Source organism: Tundrisphaera macrotermitis, from assembly GCF_051175315.1.
Taxonomy (GTDB): domain Bacteria; phylum Planctomycetota; class Planctomycetia; order Isosphaerales; family Isosphaeraceae; genus Tundrisphaera.
Map to the genome: position 1 here is coordinate 4540182 of NZ_CP195100.1, position 18963 is coordinate 4559144.

An 18963-nucleotide genomic window follows, 5' to 3' on the forward strand; every position below is an offset into this window, starting at 1 on the left:
TCCAGTCTAGCCGCGCGGATCGGTGCCCGGCGGCATTCGGCGGCCGAATCCCTTCCGACCGCGCGGCCGAGCGGGTAAAATCGGACCATCGCGGCCGTGCCGGGGTCGTCGTCCTCCGAAGAATTCGCCGTCCCACCCCAGGCCGCCGGGCGGGGCCCCTATGATCGTCCTCATCGACAACTATGACTCGTTCACCTACAACCTGGTCCAGCGGCTCGGCGAGATCGACCCGAGCCTGGAGGTGCTGGTCGTCCGCAACGACGAGATCAGCCCCGACGAGATCGAGGCCAAGGGCCCCTCGCGCCTGATCGTCTCGCCCGGCCCCTGCACGCCCCGAGAGGCCGGCATCTCCAACGCCGTGATCGAGCGGTTCGCCCCGCGCATCCCGGTGCTCGGCGTCTGCCTGGGGCACCAGTGCATCGGCCACACCTTCGGGGCCGAGGTCGTCCGCGCCGACCGGATCATGCACGGCAAGACCTCGATGATCTTCCACGACGGCCAGGGCGTCTACAAAGGGCTGAGCAACCCGTTCCAGGCGACCCGCTACCACAGCCTGGTCATCAAGCCCGGGACCTTGCCCGAATCGCTCCGCGTGGTGGCCCGGACCGACCAGGACGAGATCATGGGCGTCCGCCACGCGACGTATCAACTGGAGGGGGTCCAGTACCACCCCGAGAGCTTCCTGACCCTGGAAGGGACGCAGTTGCTCAAGAACTTCGTCACCTCATGACGCCCCAGGCGGGGCCGATCCCGGTGGCCGAGGCCCTGTCGCTGGTGTTGGCCCGCGCGGCGGTGCTCCCCCCCCAGCCGGCGGCGCTCGACCGGGCCCTCGGGCTGATCCTGGCGGAAGACATCCGGGCCGACCTCGACCTCCCGCCGTTCCGCAAGGCGCTGGTCGACGGGTTCGCCTTCCGCACGGCCGACGCCGAAGGCCCCGGCGAGCACACCCTCCGCGTCGGCGAGACGATCCTGGCCGGGCAGACGCCGTCCCGCCCCCTCGAACCCGGCGAGGCCTTCGGCATCATGACCGGCGCCCCTCTGCCCGACGGGGCCGACGCCGTGGCGATGGTCGAGCGGGTCCGCGTCCTCCCCGACGGTTCGATCGTCCTGCCCGGCCCCCTGGCCCCCGGCGCCAACTGGATGGAGCGGGGCCAGGAGATGAAGGCGGGGGACATCGTGATCGCGGCCGGGTCCCGCCTCGGCCCGGCCCGCCTGGGCGTGCTGGCGTCGGTCGGCCGGGCGACGGTCCTCGCCCGGCCCCGCCCGGTGGTGTCGGTCCTCTCGACCGGCGACGAACTGGTGCCGGCCGACAGGCAACCCGGCCCCGGCCAGATCCGCGACTCGAACTCCCCGACCCTGCGGGCCCTGGCCCGGGGCTGGGGCGCCTCGGTCCGGGCCAACCCGATCGCCCCGGACGACCCGGACGGCCTCCGCCGCTCGATCGGGGAGGCCCTGCGGTGGACGGCCACCGACCCGGACGATCCGGGCGACGCCGACGTGCTCCTGATCTCCGGCGGCGTCTCGGCCGGGCAGAAGGACCTGGTCCCGAGCACCCTGGCCGCCCTCGGGGTCGAGCCGGTGTTCCACCACGTCCGCGTCAAGCCGGGCAAGCCGCTCTGGTTCGGCGTCGGACCGGCCCGGGGGGATCGGCCCGGGACGCTGGTCTTCGGCCTGCCCGGCAATCCGGCGAGCGGGGTCGTCAACTTCCTCCTGTTCGTCCGGCCGGCCCTGGACGCCCTGTCGGGCCGGTCGCCCGATCGTCCCTACGAGACGACCGGCCGGCTGGCGGCCCCGTTCCGCCACCGGGGCGACCGGCCGACCTACCATCCCGCCACGATCGACGGCGACCGGATCGCCCCGCTCGCCTGGGCCGGGTCGGCCGACCTCCGATCGATCGGCCTCGCCGACGGTTTCGCCGCATTCCCTTCCGGCGACCGCTCTTATGAGGAAGGGGACGCGGTCGGGTTCCTCCGCTTCTGAAGGTCCGCCCCGGCCGGGATCTCGGCCCCGACCCGCCGGGCCCAGTCCAGCCAGGCCTGCGTCATCGCCGCGACGCGGTCGGGATGCTGGGCCGCGAGGTTCCTCGTTTCGGTGGCATCCTCGGAGACGTGGTACAGCTCCCAGGCTCGCCCTTTCCCCCGCTGGGCCACCAGCTTCCAGTCGCCGTCGATGACCGCCCGGCCCCCTTCGTGTTCGAAGTAGAGGGCCCGATCGCCGTCGAGCTTGCCTCCCCGGAACGTCGCCGAAAGGCTCTTGCCCTCCAAAGGCCTGATCGGGTGGCCGGCGTACTCGGGCGGATAGGAGACGCCCGAAACGTCCAGGCACGTCGGCATCAGGTCGACGACGTGGCCGAGCTGGCCGGTAGTCGAGCCCGGGGCGGCGGAGACGCCGGCCGGCCAGCGGACGATCATCGGGGTGCGGCAGCCGCCGTCGAAGGCCTCGACCTTCCAGAACCGGAACGGGGTATTGGCCGCGTTGGCCCAGTAGGACCCGATGTAGCCCCAGGTCGTCTCGGACCCCGGCTCGAACCGCCCGGCGTACCGGATCGGCCGCCCTTCGCGGGTCTGGGACGACCGATCGAAGCCAACCCGCATGTACCGCTCGGGGGAAGCGCCGTTGTCGGCCAGGACCATCAGCAAGGTGTTGTCGAGCCGGCCCGTCTCCCGGAGGGCGTCCACGATCTGGCCGATCCCCTGATCGACGCGGTCGACCATCGCGGCGTGGACCGCCATCAGGGCCGACTCGTGGGCCCGGCCGGCGTCGTCGAGCTGGTCCCAATCCGGGCCGTTGCCCATGAGCGGGGGCAGGGGGGCCTTGGCCGGGTCGACCAGCCCGAGCGCGACCTGCCGGCGGTAGCGTTCCTCGCGGAGCGCGTGCCACCCTTTGTCGTACCGGCCGCGATAGCGGGCGATGTCCTCGGGCCGGGCGTGGAGCGGCCAGTGGGGGGCGTTGTGGGCCACATAGAGGAAGAACGGGCGATTTTGGGCCGCCATCGCCCGGATCGACTCGACCGACTTCGCCGTGATGGCATCGGTCATGTAGAAGTCGTCGGGCACGTCGCGGACAGGCGTGACGCCGTCGACCAGCGAGAATGGGTCGAAGTGGTCGATCACCCCCCAGATCGAGCCGTAGTGGCGATCGAACCCGCGGTTGATGGGATAGGTGGCCGGGTCGGCGAACGGGCGGTCGAAGTCGGCCTGATGGTTGAGCCAGGCGAGGTGCTCGGGGCCGTCGTCCTTGCCCCCGGCGGGCCGGGTTTCGGAGAGGTGCCACTTGCCGGCCATCGCGGTCTGGTAGCCGCCGGCCCGGAGCAGCTCGGCGATCGTGGCGCCGTCGCGCGACAGGTCGCGGCCGTTGCGGGCCAGGCCGACCTGGTGGGGATACAGGCCGGTGAGCATCGCCGCCCGGGTGGGGCAGCAGCGGGACGCGTTGTAGAACCGGGAGAAGCGGACCCCCTCGGCAGCGATCCGGTCGACGTTGGGCGTGCGGATCTCGCCGCCATAGCAGCCGAAATCGCTGTAGCCCAGGTCGTCGAGCATGATCACGACGATGTCGGGCCGGCCCCCGGCGGGCGGTTCGGCCCGGGCGGCGCCCGCCCCGAGCGTGGCCGCGGCGAGCAGGAGGGCGAGGCGCCTCGGCAAGGCCCGCGTCTTCATGGTGGGGACTCCGGCGGTGGTTCGGGCGGGGCGACGTCGCGACGACCCGGCATTGTAAAGGAGCCGGCCGGAAAGAGAATCGGCGGAGTCGGCATAGGCCGCCCCGACGCCGTCCGGTAGGATTCAGGCGGGTCGAGGGCGGGGTGCGGACAATGTTCCGGTCCGATCGACGAATCCACTCCCCTGCGGTCGGGTCGCATCGCGGGCCGGGAATCGAGCGCGAATTCCATGATGATGAGCCAACTGGTCTCGGCGAACGACCCGGACGGATCCCGGCCGACGCCCCCGCAGTCGGCCCGGTCGGGGATGCACCCGGCCAAGCTCGCCGTCGGGGCCGCCGTCCTGCTCTGGGCCTCGTTCCCCCCCGCCGAATGGAACTGGCTGGCCTGGTTCGCCCTGGCCCCGCTGTTCCTGCTGGTCGGGTCGGATCGCCCGGCCCGGCCGCTCTACCTCGGCAGTTGGCTGGGCGGGTTCGCCTTCTGGCTCCTGGCCGTCCACTGGGTCTGGTGGACCGACCCATCGGCCTGGCTGGGCTGGATCGTGATGGCGGGGGTGCTGTCGCTCTGGTGGCCGGGGTTCCTGTTCCTGGCCCGGTACGGCACCCGGAAGCTCGACCTCCCGCTGATGATCGCGGCGCCGGTGGCCTGGGTCGCGCTGGAACAGCTCCGCGCGCACATCCTGGGCGGGTTCCCCTGGTATTACCTGGCCCATGGCCAGTACCGGATGCTCTACCTGACGCAGATCGCCGACTTCTCCGGCGCCCTGGGGCTGAGCTTCGTGATGGCGGTGGTCAACGCCTTCTGGGTCGACCTGCTGACCCGGCCGTTGTTCCGCGCCGGGGCGTCGGGCGGATCGGCCTGGTCGCGGATGACCCGCGACTTCCGGGTCCGGTCGGCGGTGGTCCTGGTGATGGTGGCGGGGACGGTCGGCTACGGGGCGTTCCGGGTCCACACGGCCCGGTTTCGCGAGGGGCCGAGGCTGGGGATGCTCCAGTCGAGCGAGGTCCAGCGGTACAACTCCCACGAGACCAAGGACCGGCCGACCCTGCTGGCCCTGTACGAAAGCCTGATGCTCCGCGCCACCCGCGCCAACCCGGCCCCGGATCTCCTGGTCTGGCCCGAGACGGCCTATCCTTACAGCTATGCCGACATCGACCCGAAGCTCGACCCCAAGGCCCTGGAAACGCAGGTCAAGGAGATCGATCCGGACTTCATCGGCGACGACTGGCGGAAGATCGAGCGGAGGACCAAGGACCTGTTCGCCCGCTGGATGGCCAACCCCGGCATCCCGATGATGGTCGGCTCGTCGACCTACCACTTCCGGCCGGAGGGGTACGAGCGGTACAACTCGGCGGTTCTGCTCCAGCCGGGCGGCCTGGCGCCCCAGTTCTACCACAAGATCCGCCTGGTGCCCTTCGGCGAGTACGTCCCGCTGGTCGACGTCTTCCCCTGGCTGATGGCACTGACCCCGTATCGCGGCCAGAAGGTCCACTTCCTCGGCTCGGGGAAGGACCCCGCCTGGTTCCGGTTCGGCAGGCTCAAGATGGCCGCCGCCATCTGCTTCGAGGACACCCTGCCGGCGATCGTCCGCCGCTTCTTCTCCGAGGTCACCGACGGCCACGAGCCCGACATCCTGGTCAATCTCTCCAACGACGGGTGGTTCCACCAGACGTCGGAGCACGAGATGCACCTGGCCATCAGCGTCTTCCGGTGCATCGAGAACCGCGTCCCGCTGGCCCGCGCGGTCAACACCGGGATCTCGGCGGTCGTCGACGGCAACGGCCGGATCGTGGCCTCCCTGGGCAAGCTCAAGGAAGGCGTGCTGATCGCGTCGGTCCCGCTGGATGACCGGGTCGCCCTGTATTCGCGGTGGGGAGACTGGGTGGGCCTGTCCTGCCTGGCCGCCACCATCGGGATGATCCCCCTGGGTTACGCCCGGCCCCGCCTGCGCCGCGCCCGGGCCTGATGGGTGCCGCAGAGGCGCGATGTTTTCCATGTTCTCCATCCCTCCAGGCTTGTCCAGGGCCCGACCGTGGTGTAAGTTTACGGCGATGTCAGGCGAAGGCATGGCCATGATCCGGTCGTGGGGTCTCCACGCCAGGGGGCTGGGTGGCTTGCCTGGACGCCTCTCCCGAAGCTATCCTGGTATGGACGTCACGGCGCGGCGTTCGCCGCCGACCGTAGTCAAGCCACTTCACCCGGACCCGCACGGCCCGAACCACTCCCTTCCTCCCGACCCGTGACGTCGTCGGGGGACGCGATGCCGGACCGTCTTACTTTGATTGGTGGGATGGGACCATGACGTTCGTCGGCAAGATTCTCGTCATCCTGATCATGGCGTTCTCGCTCGTCTTCCTGGGCGTGTCGATCGTGACGTTCACGACCGCCGTCAACTGGAAGGCCGAGACCGATAAGCAAAAGCAGGCCGTCCAGAAGCTCCAGACCCAGCTGGCGAGCGCCAAGGAGCAGGCCAAGGACGCCGACACCAAGCTGCAGGTCGCCACCAAGGAGCACACCGACGCGGTGGCCGCCAAGGAGGCCCGGATCGCCGACCTCGATCGCCAGATCAAGGCCGCCTCCGAGGAGACCCTCCGGGCCCAGACCGCCCTGGAGACCGCCCAGACCAACGCCAAGAAGGCGCTGGATGACGCGGCGGCCCGCAAGTCCCAGATCGACGTCCTCAACGCGACGATCGCCAAGGCCCAGGAGCAGGCCAACGCGTTCAGCGCCCAGAACATCGAGCTCACCGACCAGATCCGCATCCTGGAGCGCGAGAAGGCCACCGCCGAGCAGAATGCCGCCGACCTCCGCAACGTCAACGCGAAATTGACCGCCTACGTCGTCAAGACCGGCGGCTCGCCGGATCGGCTGCCCCAGATCGACGGATCGACCGTCCTGACCCACCACGTCGAGGGGAAAGTCTCCGCCCTGGATCGCACCAAGAAGTCGATGGAACTTTCGATCGGCTCCGACGACGGTCTCGCCCCCGGGCAAGAGCTGTTCGTCTTCCGCGTCCAACCCCGGGCCGAATACATCGGCAAGGTGAAGATCGTCTCGGTCCTGCCCGACAAGGCCGTCGCCGAGCTCATCGGCCGCACGGTCGCCGGCAAGCAGATCCTGGAGGGTGACATTGTCTCGTCCACGTTCAACGCGCACTAGTTCGCCCGCTCGCGGCGCCGCCCGCGGTGGCCGCCCCGGCGTCTTCGTCACCACCCCCAAGAGCGACGTCTACGTCGCGATGCTCGGCATCTCGCTCGGGGCCATGGTGCTCGCCTCGCTCCTGCTGACCTTGATCCTCAACAACTACGAGTTCAAGGTCAGCGTCTGAGGCCATCCGAACAGTAAGTGGAAGAATTTCCACTGAACACTTGTCACCACCCCTCTGATCCGTTACAATCCAACCATCTGCCCGACTGATGGCCTTCGAGCCACGCGGGCGGGTGGCTTCGCACTCAGGTGCGAGGGATTGTGTCGCGGACGGAGGGGTGGCTTCGTTTTTTCGCGAGCCGCGCCCCTGGCCTCCGAGTCTTCGCCATCGATTGCTCGAACACCGAGGGGATGCGATCATGACTCAGTTTCCCGATCTCTTCGCGGCGCTGGCCGCCCCGTTCGAGGCCCAGGAAGTCCGCGCCCGGTCGCAGGCCGGCCGCCAGCTCCACTACATCACCGCCCGGACCGCGATGAACCGGCTGGACACGGTGCTCGGGCCGGAGAACTGGTGGGATGAGTACACCCCCGGCGAGAACTCGGTGCTGTGCAAGCTGACGATCCGCCTGCCGGACGGGACCACCCTGACCAAGGCCGACGCCGGCGGCTATGCCGGGATGCCCGACCAGGGCGACGACGACAAGAGCGGCTTCTCGGACGCGTTCAAGCGGGCCGCCGTGAAGATGGGCGTGGGCCGCTACCTCTACCGCGACGGCGTCCCCGCCTTCGTCCGCGAGCGTGAGCCGGCCGTGGCCGCCCCGGTCGCCGTCGAGGTCGCCGCCTCGGCTCCGTCCCCGGCCCCCGCGCCGGCCCAGGCCCAGGAGCCGGCCCCGCTGCGGTCGGCCGGCCACGGCAACACCCCCCGCACCGGCCGGGCCCTGTTCGCCTGGACCAAGGAGCAGGAGCAGCGGCACGAGGTCGGCCTGCTCCGCTACCTGAACGGCTGGGCCAAGCTCCAGGAATTCCCCGGCCGGATGGTCGACTGGGACGCCGACCAGGTCCAGCAGGCCCACGGCGAGGCGCTCCGCAAGCTCCAGGCCGTGTCCTCCGGCCATACCGAGGCGTACGAAGAAGCCCTGGCGAACTGAGGATGGGCGGCACGGTCCGGCCTTTCCGACGAGCCCATCCCGGACGCGGGGTGGGCTCGTTTCGCGCGCGAAGTCCGGGGCGGTGAGGATTTGCGGGGGGGCCGAATCGGGTATGATGGCCCGAGATTGGACCCGGCGCCGGGCCGGGATCGCCGCTCCTCCCTGGAGTCCCCGATGCCCGAACTCCGCAAAGACCCGATCGTGGGCCGCTGGGTCATCATCGCCATCGAGCGGGCCAAACGCCCGCACGACTTCCGCCACCAGGATCAGTCGTTCGCCGAGGCCGGCTCGTGCCCGTTCTGCGAGGGGAACGAGGACAAGACCCCGCCCGAGATCCTGGCCCGCCGCGAGCGGGGTTCCGGGCCCGGAGGCCCCGGCTGGCGGGTCCGGGTCGTCCCCAACAAGTATCCCGCCCTGATGGTCGAAGGCTCGCTCAACAAGAGGGGCGAGGGGATCTATGACCGGATGACCGGCATCGGCGCCCACGAGGTCATCATCGAGAGCCCGGAGCACAAGGTCAGCCTGACCGAGCTGCCCCAGGAGACCATCATCGAGGTCTTCGAGGTCTACCGCGACCGCCTGGTCGACCTCCGCAAGGACCCGCGCCTGGTCCACGGCATCATCTTCAAGAACGTAGGGCCGGCCGCCGGCGCCAGCCTGGAGCACACCCACAGCCAGCTCATCGTCACCCCCACCGTCCCCATCACCGTCCAAGAAGAGATCAACGGCGGGCTGGAGTTCTTCCGGTACCGGGGCCGATGCATCTATTGCGACATGGTGCAGCAGGAGCAGTCCACCAAGTCGCGGGTGGTGCTGGAGACCGAGCACTTCACCGCCTTCTGCCCGTATGCCAGCCGGTTCCCGTTCGAAACCTGGATCGTCCCCAACCTCCACGCCAGCCATTATGAGACCATCGCCGGCCCGGACATCGCGGACGTGGGCCGGACCCTGGACACGGTGCTCAAGAAGCTGGAAAAAGCATTGGACAGCCCCCCCTATAACTACATCATCCACACGGCCCCCTTCGACCAGCCCGAGCTGGCGCATTATCATTGGCATATCGAGATCATCCCCCGGCTGACCCGGGTGGCCGGATTCGAGTGGGGCTCCGGCTTCTACATCAACCCGGTCCCCCCCGAAGACGCCGCCCGCTTCCTCCGCGAAGCCTGATCCTCCCGTCCGCATCCCGCCTCCCGACCGACCCGAGGGTCTCTCCATGCCCGGCGTCCGACTGATCCTGGCCTTGCACAACCACCAGCCGGTCGGCAACTTCGACGGCGTGTTCGCCGCGGCGTACCGGGAGAGCTACCTCCCGTTCCTGGAGGTCATGGAGGATTACCCCGGCCTCCCGTTCGTGCTCCACACCTCCGGGCCGCTCCTGGAGTGGCTGGTCGAGCACCAGCCCGGCTACATCAAGCGGATGAAGGCCCTGGTCGATTCCGGCCGGGTGGAGATCCTGGGCGGCGGGTTCTTCGAGCCGATCCTGACGATGATCCCCCACCGCGACCGGGTCGGGCAGATCCGCGCGTTCGGCGACTACCTGGAAGAGGTCTTCGGCGTCCGCCCGCGCGGGATGTGGATCGCCGAAAGGGTCTGGGAGCAGCACCTCGTCTCGGCCCTGGCCGAGGCGGGCATCGAATACACGGTGCTGGACGACTTCCACTTCCAGAGGGCCGGGGTCGACGAGTCCGAGATGCGCGGGTTCTTCCTGACCGAGGAAGACGGCCACCTGCTCAAGGTCTTCCCGATCTCCGAGAGGCTCCGCTACCTGATCCCGTTCAGCGAGCCCCATGCCTGCTACGAGCACCTCCGCCGGATCGCCGCCGAGCGGCCCGATTCCGTGGTCGTCTTCGCCGACGACGGCGAGAAGTTCGGCGTCTGGCCGGAGACCCACCAGCACGTCTACAGCAACGGCTGGCTGCGCCGGTTCTGCGACATGATCGCCGGCAACCGCGACTGGCTGGAACCGACCACCTTCGCCCAGGCGGTGGAGACCACCCTGCCCATGGGCAAGGTCTACCTGCCCGACTCGTCCTACCGCGAGATGACCGAGTGGGTCCTGCCGGCCCTCCGGCAATCCGCCCACCAGGACGCGGTGAAGCGGGCCACCGATCACCCCTCGGCCGAGCAGGTCCTCCCGTTCCTCCGGGCCGGCGGGTTCTGGCGGAACTTCAAGGCCAAGTATGCCGAGAGCGACGAGATGTACGCCCGGATGCTCGGCCTATCGGCCCGCCTCGAACAGCTGACGAAGCAGGGGGAGGCCGACCCGGACTTCCTCGACGTGGCCCGCCAGGAGCTGTATCGCGGCCAGTGCAACTGCACCTACTGGCACGGGGCGTTCGGCGGCCTGTATCTGCCCCACCTCCGCAACGCGATCTATCGCCACCTGATCGCCGCCCACAACGCGCTCGATGAGGCCGAGGGGAAGGCCGGGCCCCGCGTCTCGCTGGACGTGGCCGACTTCAACCTCGACGCCCGCCAGGAGGTCCGCCTGGAGAACGACCGCCTGGTCGCCTTCGTCCGCCCGGCGCAGGGAGGGCACATCTACGAGCTGGACGTCCGCCAGGCCACGACCAACGTCCTGGCCACCCTGGAGCGCCGGCCCGAGGTCTACCACGGCACGATCGCCGCCGCCGCCACCGCCGCCACCGACGACTACGACGGCCCGCCCAGCATCCTCAAGAAGGTGGTCCTGAAGCAGGAAGGCCTCGACCGGCTCCTGGTCTACGATCGCCAGCCCCGCAAGGCCCTGGTGGACCACGTCTACCCGCTCGACGTCACGCTGGACGACCTCGTCGCCTGCCGCGACGTCGAGCGCGGGGACTTCGCCGCCGGCACCCACTCGGCCCGGGTCCACCGCTCGGCCGATCAGGTCTCCGTGGTCATGGAGCGGCCGGGCCGCGCCGACGGGCACCCGATCCGGATCCGCAAGACGCTGGCGCTCAAGGCCGGCGAATCGGCGATCGACGTCCACTACGCCCTGGAAGACCTCCCCGAAGGGGTGCCGATCCGCTTCGCCGTGGAGATCAACCTGGCGGCGATGGCCGGCCACGCCCACGACCGCTACTACTCCGACCCGTCCGGCCAGCGGCTGGGAATGCTCGACGCCCGGCTCGACCTCGCGGACCAGGACGGCGTGGCGCTAACCGACGAGTGGCTCGACATCGACGTCGGCCTCAACTGGTCGAAGCCGGGCGGCCTGTGGTGCTTCCCGATCGAGACGGTCAGCCAGAGCGAGTCGGGGTTCGAGGGGGTCTACCAGAGCTCGGCGGTCATCCCCCACTGGGTGGTCACGGCCGACGCCGACCGCCGCTGGGAGGTCCGGATCCGCTGGACCCTGGACACGCCCCGGGTCGTGGCCTTAGCTTCGGGGGCCTCGGCCTCGGGCCGTGACCAATCCATCTCCCAGGGAGCAGCATCATGATTTCGGCGACTCGTGGCCTCTCGGCCCTGCTGGGCCTGCTCGTCATCGCGTCCTTCGCCGGCGGGACCGCGTCCGCCGCCGCCCCCAAGGTCGGCGACAAGGCCCCCGACTTCACGCTCCAGGGCTCCGACGGCAAGACCTATACCCTGGCCGACTTCAAGGGCAAGCAGGCCGTCGTCATCAACTGGTTCCCCAAGGCGTTCACCAACGGCTGCACCGCCCAGTGCAAGTCGCTCAAGGCCAACAGCGACAAGCTCAAGCCGCTGGGCGTCGCCTATTTCACCGCCAGCGTCGATCAGCCCGAGGAGAACGCCAAGTTCGCCAAGTCGCTCGACCTCGACTACCCGATCCTCAGCGATCCCGACAAGGCGACCGCCACCGCCTACGGCGTGCTCGGCCCCCGGAACGTCGCCCAGCGATGGACCTTCTACATCGACAAGGACGGCGTGATCAAGGCGATCGACAAGCAGATCAAGACCGTCAACGCGGGCGAAGACGTCGCCGCCAAGGTCAAGGAACTCGGCCTCGCCGGCTGATCCTTCCCCTCGGCCCGGGCGGGCGCCCCTCGCCCGGGCCTCAGGCCCTCCGCTGGAGGTCGGCCCACCGGCCCTTCAGCTCGCCGAGGATTCGCCAGAACAGCTGGCTGTGCATCCGCCCCGGCACCCGGCCGCATTCGCGGGCGTGGAAGGTGTCCGGCTCGGTGTATTCGAGGTGGTGGGCCACTTCGTGGAGGAAGGTGTCGAACAGCTCCTCCAGCGGCCTCCGGCCGGTCGCCCGGTCGTGGGAATAGACGCGGACCAGCCGCCTCGCCTTGTAATACCCGCCCAGGACCCGGTGGGTCGGCCGGGTGTTGATGTCCACCGTGAAGGCGACCTGGCAGGACAGGATCCGGCCGAGGCGGCCGAGGAATAGGGGCCCGAGCGCCGAGATCGGCGGCTCGAACGGGCGGAACGCCGGCCCGGGCGCGGCCGGGATCGCGGCCGGCGCGTCCTCCACGACCAGCCGTCCCCCGACCCGTCGAGCCTGCTCGGACACGACGGCGAGGTCGAACGACCGGGGGTCGATGAGCTGCCGGCCCCCGTTGGCATGGACCAGCCAGATACGCTCGGCCATGAAAGCAATCCCGTCCCGGCCCCGAACTCGCGGGCGGCGTCGCTCGCCGCCCCGACCGTCCTATCATACCTCCATCGGCGATCCGCGGTCGCGGCCGGAATCGGGCCGGGCGGGAACCGGGATTCAGGTCGCGAACCGCCCCAGCACCGGCCGGTCGGTCGAGGCGCCGAGCAGGACGATCTGGGTGGTCAGGTTCGATGACCTCTGGATCCGGAAGCTCCCGGCGCCCGGCCGGAACACGGCGAAGTCCGCCTTGCCGTCGCCGTCGTAGTCGCCCGGCACCGGGATGTCGCCGATCGCCCCCCAGGGCTGGGCCACGCCGCCTCCCCCCGAAAGGAGGGCGTAGAACGCCCCGTTCGAGGGCCGGAACACCGCGAAATCCAGTCGGCCGTCGCCGTCGTAGTCGGCCGGCGCGGCGATGTCCCCGGCGATGCCCCACTGCTGCATGACCCCGCCGCCGTCGCTCGACCGGATCACGAAGAAGGTCGCGTTGCCGGGCCGGAACACCGCGAAGTCCGCCTTGCCGTCGCCGTCGAAATCGCCCGACACCGGGCGGTCGCCGTTGATGCCCCACGACTGGGCCAGGCCCCCGCCCGCCGAGAGCAGGGCGTAGAACGTCCCGTTCGAGGGGCGGAACACGGCGAAGTCCGCCTTGCCGTCGCCGTCGTAGTCGCCCGGCGCGGCGATGTCCCCGGCGATGCCCCACTGCTGCATGACGCCTCCGCCATCCCTCGACCGGATCACGAAGAAGGTCGCATTGCCGGGGCGGAACACGGCGAAGTCCGCCTTGCCGTCGCCGTCGAAATCGCCCGGCACGGGGATGTCGCCGCCGATGCCCCACGACTGGACCTGGGTGCCCCCCGCCCCCGACCGGGCGACGTAGAAGGTCCCGTTGCCGGGGCGATACACGGCCGGATCGGAGAGCCCGTCGCCGTCGAAGTCGCCCGCCGGGGCGCGGATGGTCAGGAGGAACGCCGGGCCGATCGCCCCCGCGTTGCCGGCGACGTCGGTCGCCCGGACCCGGACGGTATAAGTCCCGTAGGGCAGGGCGGCCGGCGGCGTGATCAGGTAGGACCCATTGGTCGCGGCGATCGCCGAGGCCACGACCGAGCCGTCGGCGTTGACCCAGGAGATCAGGGCATTGGCCTCGGCCGTCCCGGTGATCCGGGTGGCGCGGATGGCCGTGACGCCGTCCCCGGCCACGCCCGTGTCGTCGGCGGCCAGCAGCGACGGGGCGGCCGGCGCGGCCGGCGCCGTGCCGTCGATCGTCACCGACGTGGCCGACCCCGCCACCCCCGCGATCCCATCGGCGGTGACCTCGATGGCCGTGTACGCGTAGATCCCATCGGCGACCGGGCCGGGGTCGGCCACCGGCCCCGACCCGACCCGCGATGCGACCACCACGCCCCCCCGAAGCAGCCGGATCGTGTTCCCGGGGGCCGACGCCACCACGTCGAACCGGGGCGACCGGGCCGAGGTGATCCGGTCGGTCGAACTCCGGCCGGTGTCGCTGCCCGCCTGAAGCGTGGGGGCGGCCGGCGCCGGGGGCGGCGTGCCCTCCGCCCGGAGCCGGGCCATGAAGATCGATCGGACCCCGACCGCCGGCGCGGTGATCGGCCCGAACGCCGTCTGGCCCGCATACGACCCGGCGATCGACGCGAATCCCGAGGCGTCTACCGCCACGCCCATCGCCACGGTCGAGCCCGACTGCCCGGCCCGCAGGGCATAGGCATAGGACCCGTCCGGGTTGTAGCCGGCCACGAAGGCGTCGGCATAGCCCACGCTCGCCAGCGATGCGACGCCCGGGCCGGGGTCGAAGTCGACCACCCCCTGGAACGTCCCGGCCACGTGGATCCGGCCGGACGCGGCCACCGCGATCCCCAGGCCCTTCGAGGCCGAGGCGCCGGCCCCCGCCAGGCCCCGCGCCCAGACTTCGGCGCCGTTCGGGCCATACTTGGCCACGAAGATGTCGGAGGCCCCGCCCGCCGTCAGGACGCCAGGGTTCGCCGCGGTCCCGAAGTTGACCGACGTCGAGAACGTCCCGGTCACGTACAGGTTCCCGGCCGCATCGCCGGCCAGGGCCGTCGCCTGATCGTTGTCGGGCCCGCCGATCCCCCGGGCCCAGAGGAGTTGCCCGGACGGGGACAGCTTCCAGAGCGCCGCGTCGAACGAACCGTTGGAAGTCACCGAGGCGACGCCGACGCCGGGATCGAAGTCCACCGTGCCCGCGACGATGCCGGCCGCCGCGACGTTGCCCGACCCGTCCACGGCCAGCCCGTGGGCCTCGGCGTTCGACGCCCCCGCCCCCCGGGTGGCGACGGCCCACAGGGCCTGCCCGTTCGCGTCGAACCGGGCGACGAAGGCGTCGGACAGCGCGTCCGAGGTCAGCGTGGTCGCCCCGACCGTCAGCCGTTCCTGGAACGATCCGGCCGCATAAACGCCCCCCGACCCGTCCGGGGCGACGGCGTGGGCGTTGGCCACGTCGCCGGCCGCGCCGACCAGCCCGCGGGCCCAGAGGAGGTTACCCGAGGCGTCCAGCTTGAGGACGAAGGCGTCGGACCGACCCGGGCTGGCCAGCGTCACGACGTTCGGCCCCGGGTCGAAGTCCACCGTGCCCGCGAACGTCCCCGACACCAGCAGGTTCCCCGACCCGTCCACGGCCAGCGCCGAGCCCTGGGCGGTGGACGAGGTTGTGATCCCGTTGGCCGTGGTCGATTGCCCGGGGAAGGTCCGCACCCAGGACAACGACCCCGCCGGGGTGTACCGGGCCACGAACAGGTCGCGGGCGCCACCGGCCGTCGACAGGGCGGATCGGGCGTCGGGATCGAAGCCCGCCGAGACGGCGTAGGAACCCGTGACCAGGACGTGGCCCGCCGCGTCGTTGGCGACGGCGTTGGCCCGGATGTCCGAGAACTGGCCCGCGGACCCGACGCCGAGGGCCATGCCGAAATCCACGCCCGCCGGCACCGCCCGCCGTTCCAGGGATTCGATCCCCGGCCTCGACCCGATCCGCCGCGTCCGACGCCCGTTCGCTCGCCACATCCCTGGAGCCCCCATCCGCGATCCACACATGGTCACGAGCGTAACCGTAGGTCGGGACGGGGCGGGTGGCAAATCCGGGGGGCGGGATTCAGGCGGGCTCGGCGGCCAGGCGGTCGAGTTCGTCCTCGTCGATGACCGGGATGCCCAGGGCGCGGGCCTTGTCGACCTTGCTGCCGGGCTTCTCGCCGGCCACGACCAGGTTGGTCGACTTGGAGACCGAGCCCGTGACCTTGCCGCCCAGGCTCTTGATCAGGGCCTCGGCCTCGGGGCGGGTCCGGCGGGGCAGGGTGCCGGTCAGCACCAGGGTCTTCCCCGACAGGGGCAGCCGCCCGGACGCGGCCGGAGCCGCGACCACCGGGGCGGGCTCGACCCCGACCGAGCGGAGGTCGGCGACCTGGGCCTGATTGACCGGGTCCTGGAAGAAGTCGTACACGCTGGCGGCCACCACCGGGCCGATCTCGGGCACTCCTTCCAGGTCGGCCAAAGAGGCCGCCATCAGGGCATCCAGGGTGCCGAACCGGAGGGCCAGCACCTCGGCCCCGCGTGTGCCGACGTGGCGGATCGTCAGCCCGGTGAGGAACCGATCCAGGGGCCGATCCTTGCTGCCGGCCAGGGCGGCCACCAGGTTGTGGGCCGACTTCTTGCCCATCCGATCCAGGTCGGCCAGGGTCGCCTCCTCCAACCGGAACAGGTCGGCCAGGCTTTTGACCTTCCCGACATCCACCAGTTGGCCGATCAGCTTCTCGCCCAGCCCCTCGACGTCCATCGCGTCGCGGTGGGCGAACCAGCGGATCGCCTCCTTGAGCTGCTCCGGGCAGAGCGACGGCGGGTTCGAGCACCGGACGTCCACGCCGTCGGGCTCGCGCTCGACCGGGCCGCCGCAGCTCGGGCAAGTGGTCGGGAAGACGTAGGGGACCTCGGAGCCGTCGCGGGCGGACAGCTCGACGCGGACCACCTGGGGGATGATCTCGCCCGCCTTCTGGATCACCACCGTGTCGCCGACCCGCACGTCCTTGCGGGCGATCTCGTCGGCGTTGTGCAGGCTGGCCCGGCGCACCGTCGTGCCGGCCAGGAGGACCGGGGCGAGGTCGGCCACCGGGGTGAGCTTGCCGGTCTTGCCCACCTGGACGCCGATGTTCAAGACCTTCGTCTCGGCCTGCTCGGCGGCGTACTTGTAGGCGATCACCCAGCGGGGGCTCTTGCTCCGCATCCCCAGCCGCTCGCGCTGGCCGAGGTCGTCCACCTTGACCACCAGCCCGTCGGTCTGGAAGTCCAGGTCGTGCCGCCTGGTCTGCCAGGCCTCGGCGTGGGCGATCACGGCGTCGATGTCGTCATACGTCGCGTTGTGCGGGCTGACCGGGATGCCCCAGGCGTCCAGTTGCTTGAGGATCTCGGTGTACGACCGGAAGGCGAGCCCCTTCGTTTCGCCGAGGCCATGGGCCACGAACCGGAGCCGCCGCTTGGCGCAGAGCTTGGGGTCGAGCAGCTTGAGGGAGCCGGCCGTGGAGTTGCGCGGGTTGGCGAACGGCGGCTCCTCGTTGGCGGCCCGGAGTTCGTTGAGCCGGATCAGCTCGGCGTCGGTCATGTAGACCTCGCCGCGTACTTCCAGGACCTCGGGCGCCCCCTCGGGCAGGGCCTTGGGGATGGTCCGCACGGTGCGGAGGTTGGCGGTCACGTCGTCGCCGCGCGAGCCGTCGCCCCGGGTCGCCCCCAGCACGAACCGGCCCGACTCGTAGCGAAGCGACACCGCCACGCCGTCGACCTTGAGTTCCGTGGCAAACCGCACCGCCTCGCCGGGGGCGAGCCCCTTGCGGACGCGGGCCTCCCACTCGCGGACCTCGTCGAAGTTGTAGGTGTTGTCGATCGAGAGCATCGGCACGGCATGGGTCACCGTGGCGAATTCGGCCAGGGGCTGGCCGCCGACCCTTTGGGTCGGGCTGTCGGGGGTGGCGAACTCGGGGAACTCGGCCTCGAGCGCCTCCAGTTGCTTCAGGAGGTGGTCGAACTCGACGTCGCCGATCTCGGGGGCGGCATCGACGTAGTAGAGCCGGTTATGCCGCTCGATCTCGGCGCGGAGCGCGGCGATCTCGCGTCCCTTCTCCTCGCGATCCATCGCGGCCCCTTTCCCGAAGGCGATGCCGAGTCCGGGACGATGGGCGTTCCGGCCCCTTCGTCCCGGCGCCTGCGGCCGAAGCTCAGAACCCGGCGAACACCCAGTCGGAGCCGGCGATCGTGTAGTCGACGATCTCCTCGGGCTTGAACCAGAGGGCGATCTCGCGGTCGGCCGACTCGGGGCTGTCCGAGCCGTGCAGGAGGTTGTTCTGCTTGCTGATCGAGAAGTCGCCGCGGATCGTGCCGGGGGCGGCGGCCGGGCCGGCGGTGGCGCCCAGCATCGAGCGGACGACCGGGATCGCCTCGTTCCCTTCCAGGACGCCGACCACCACCGGGCCGCCGGTGATGAAGTCGATCAGCCCGCCAAAGAACGGCTTGCCCGCGTGCTCGCCGTAGTGCTTCTCGCCCAGGGCGCGGTCGACCTGGATCAGCTTGAGGGCGGCGATCCGCAGCCCCTTGGCCTCGAACCGCTGGAGGATCTGGCCGACCAATCGGCGCTGGACGGCATCGGGCTTGAAGATGATCAGCGTGCGTTGCATGGGTTCTCTACCTGGCGAGGCGGCGGACCGAAACGGACGACCAGTGTAGTCGCCCCCCGGCGTCGGTTCAATGGGTCCTCCGCATCGCGCCCCCGTCGATGACCGAGAACGACGCGGTGAAGGCCTGCTTCAATGGATCGATGACGTACCGACCACGACAGGGTGGCCAGGCAATCACATAACTAGGGGTGGCCAATTGGCAAGCCAGCGGATCACCATCGCGAAACTGGGCGGGCTCGCGGCCGAGGTAGCCCTGCGGCGGTTGCGGGCCTGGGCCGAAGCCCGCCGGACCACCGATCCCCACGAATGGTCGGGCGACCAGTGGCCTCCGCAAGCACGCATCGAAGCGGACGCATTCGCCGAGCGACTGCGGGCCAACGCGCCCTTCCCGCCGGTCCTCCATTTCGTCGAGTGGGCGGACCTGTGGTCGATGGGCGATCTGTTCGGCCGCTGGCTCAGTCCTCCAGGCGGACCGTCCCCGCTCATCATCCACGCCGACCGGGTCGAACTCTACGGATACGCCCTGCCCGATGATGGCCGTCTGCTCCGTCATCTGAAGAAAGCCGGCCCGCAGCAGTTCGACGAGTGCGATCAGTTCATCGGCCGACTCCGGGAAGCCCTGCTGGCCTGGCAGGACCTGGCCGAACAGGCCGTCATCATCGTGATCCGGGAAGTTGTGGGCGGGCTCGTCACCGACGAAGACCTCGCCGAGTCTCTCTCCATCGTGCCGTCATGGCTTGATGACAATCCGTCATCGTAGGCGGTGTCGAGACCCAGCTTGTG

14 protein-coding genes are annotated in these 18963 nt (G+C 70.4%); 9 read left to right on the top strand and 5 right to left on the bottom strand.

Going from position 1 to position 18963, the window contains the following annotated elements; translation table 11 throughout:
* Positions 1-160: 160 nt before the first annotated feature.
* Both TA3x_RS18315 and TA3x_RS18320 read left to right on the top strand, forming a co-directional pair.
* Positions 161-730: an anthranilate synthase component II gene (locus tag TA3x_RS18315; protein ID WP_435016103.1), complete on the top strand. Its 570-nt coding sequence runs from the start codon at positions 161-163 to the stop codon at positions 728-730.
* Positions 727-1980: a molybdopterin molybdotransferase MoeA gene (locus TA3x_RS18320; RefSeq protein WP_435016104.1), complete on the top strand. Its 1254-nt coding sequence runs from the start codon at positions 727-729 to the stop codon at positions 1978-1980. The genes TA3x_RS18315 and TA3x_RS18320 overlap by 4 nt, the downstream gene beginning before the upstream one ends.
* Here the strand turns inward: TA3x_RS18320 and TA3x_RS18325 are convergent.
* Positions 1941-3656 (bottom strand): arylsulfatase, encoded by a 1716-nt coding sequence (locus TA3x_RS18325; RefSeq protein WP_435016105.1) that lies wholly within the window; start codon positions 3654-3656, stop codon positions 1941-1943. The genes TA3x_RS18320 and TA3x_RS18325 overlap by 40 nt on opposite strands.
* A 228-nt stretch (positions 3657-3884) precedes the next feature.
* Here TA3x_RS18325 and lnt point away from each other — a divergent pair, with 228 nt between their 5' ends.
* The 6 genes from lnt (at position 3885) to TA3x_RS18355 (ending at position 11910) form a co-directional block, all read left to right on the top strand.
* A complete protein-coding gene (gene lnt / locus TA3x_RS18330) occupies positions 3885-5621 on the top strand; it encodes an apolipoprotein N-acyltransferase (RefSeq protein WP_435016106.1) in 1737 nt (578 codons plus the stop codon).
* 332 nt (positions 5622-5953) lie between these two features.
* Positions 5954-6814 carry a hypothetical protein gene (locus TA3x_RS18335; protein WP_435016107.1) on the top strand — a complete coding sequence of 287 codons (861 nt, stop codon included), beginning with the start codon at positions 5954-5956 and terminating at the stop codon, positions 6812-6814.
* 407 nt (positions 6815-7221) lie between these two features.
* Positions 7222-7950, top strand: coding sequence for a Rad52/Rad22 family DNA repair protein (locus tag TA3x_RS18340; protein ID WP_435016108.1), 729 nt, complete (start codon positions 7222-7224; stop codon positions 7948-7950).
* Between the two features lie 174 nt (positions 7951-8124).
* Positions 8125-9120: a galactose-1-phosphate uridylyltransferase gene (galT, locus tag TA3x_RS18345; RefSeq protein WP_435016109.1), complete on the top strand. Its 996-nt coding sequence runs from the start codon at positions 8125-8127 to the stop codon at positions 9118-9120.
* Between the two features lie 46 nt (positions 9121-9166).
* Positions 9167-11374 (top strand): alpha-amylase/4-alpha-glucanotransferase domain-containing protein, encoded by a 2208-nt coding sequence (locus TA3x_RS18350; RefSeq protein WP_435016110.1) that lies wholly within the window; start codon positions 9167-9169, stop codon positions 11372-11374.
* Positions 11371-11910 carry a peroxiredoxin family protein gene (locus TA3x_RS18355; protein WP_435016111.1) on the top strand — a complete coding sequence of 180 codons (540 nt, stop codon included), beginning with the start codon at positions 11371-11373 and terminating at the stop codon, positions 11908-11910. Before TA3x_RS18350 ends, TA3x_RS18355 begins: the two co-directional genes overlap by 4 nt.
* A gap of 40 nt (positions 11911-11950) precedes the next feature.
* On the opposite strand, the gene TA3x_RS18360 is transcribed toward TA3x_RS18355, so the two are convergent.
* From TA3x_RS18360 to ndk, 4 genes are all read right to left on the bottom strand, one after another.
* Positions 11951-12487, bottom strand: coding sequence for a hypothetical protein (locus TA3x_RS18360; RefSeq protein WP_435016112.1), 537 nt, complete (start codon positions 12485-12487; stop codon positions 11951-11953).
* Between the two features lie 123 nt (positions 12488-12610).
* Positions 12611-15529 (bottom strand): Ig-like domain-containing protein, encoded by a 2919-nt coding sequence (locus tag TA3x_RS18365; protein WP_435016113.1) that lies wholly within the window; start codon positions 15527-15529, stop codon positions 12611-12613.
* Between the two features lie 88 nt (positions 15530-15617).
* Positions 15618-17642, bottom strand: coding sequence for an NAD-dependent DNA ligase LigA (gene ligA, locus TA3x_RS18370; protein WP_435016114.1), 2025 nt, complete (start codon positions 17640-17642; stop codon positions 15618-15620).
* An 82-nt stretch (positions 17643-17724) separates the two neighbouring features.
* Positions 17725-18180, bottom strand: coding sequence for a nucleoside-diphosphate kinase (gene ndk / locus TA3x_RS18375; RefSeq protein ID WP_435016115.1), 456 nt, complete (start codon positions 18178-18180; stop codon positions 17725-17727).
* A 196-nt stretch (positions 18181-18376) separates the two neighbouring features.
* Here ndk and TA3x_RS18380 point away from each other — a divergent pair, with 196 nt between their 5' ends.
* Positions 18377-18940, top strand: a complete 564-nt coding sequence (locus TA3x_RS18380; protein WP_435016116.1) for a hypothetical protein — start codon at positions 18377-18379, stop codon at positions 18938-18940.
* Positions 18941-18963: the final 23 nt, after the last annotated feature.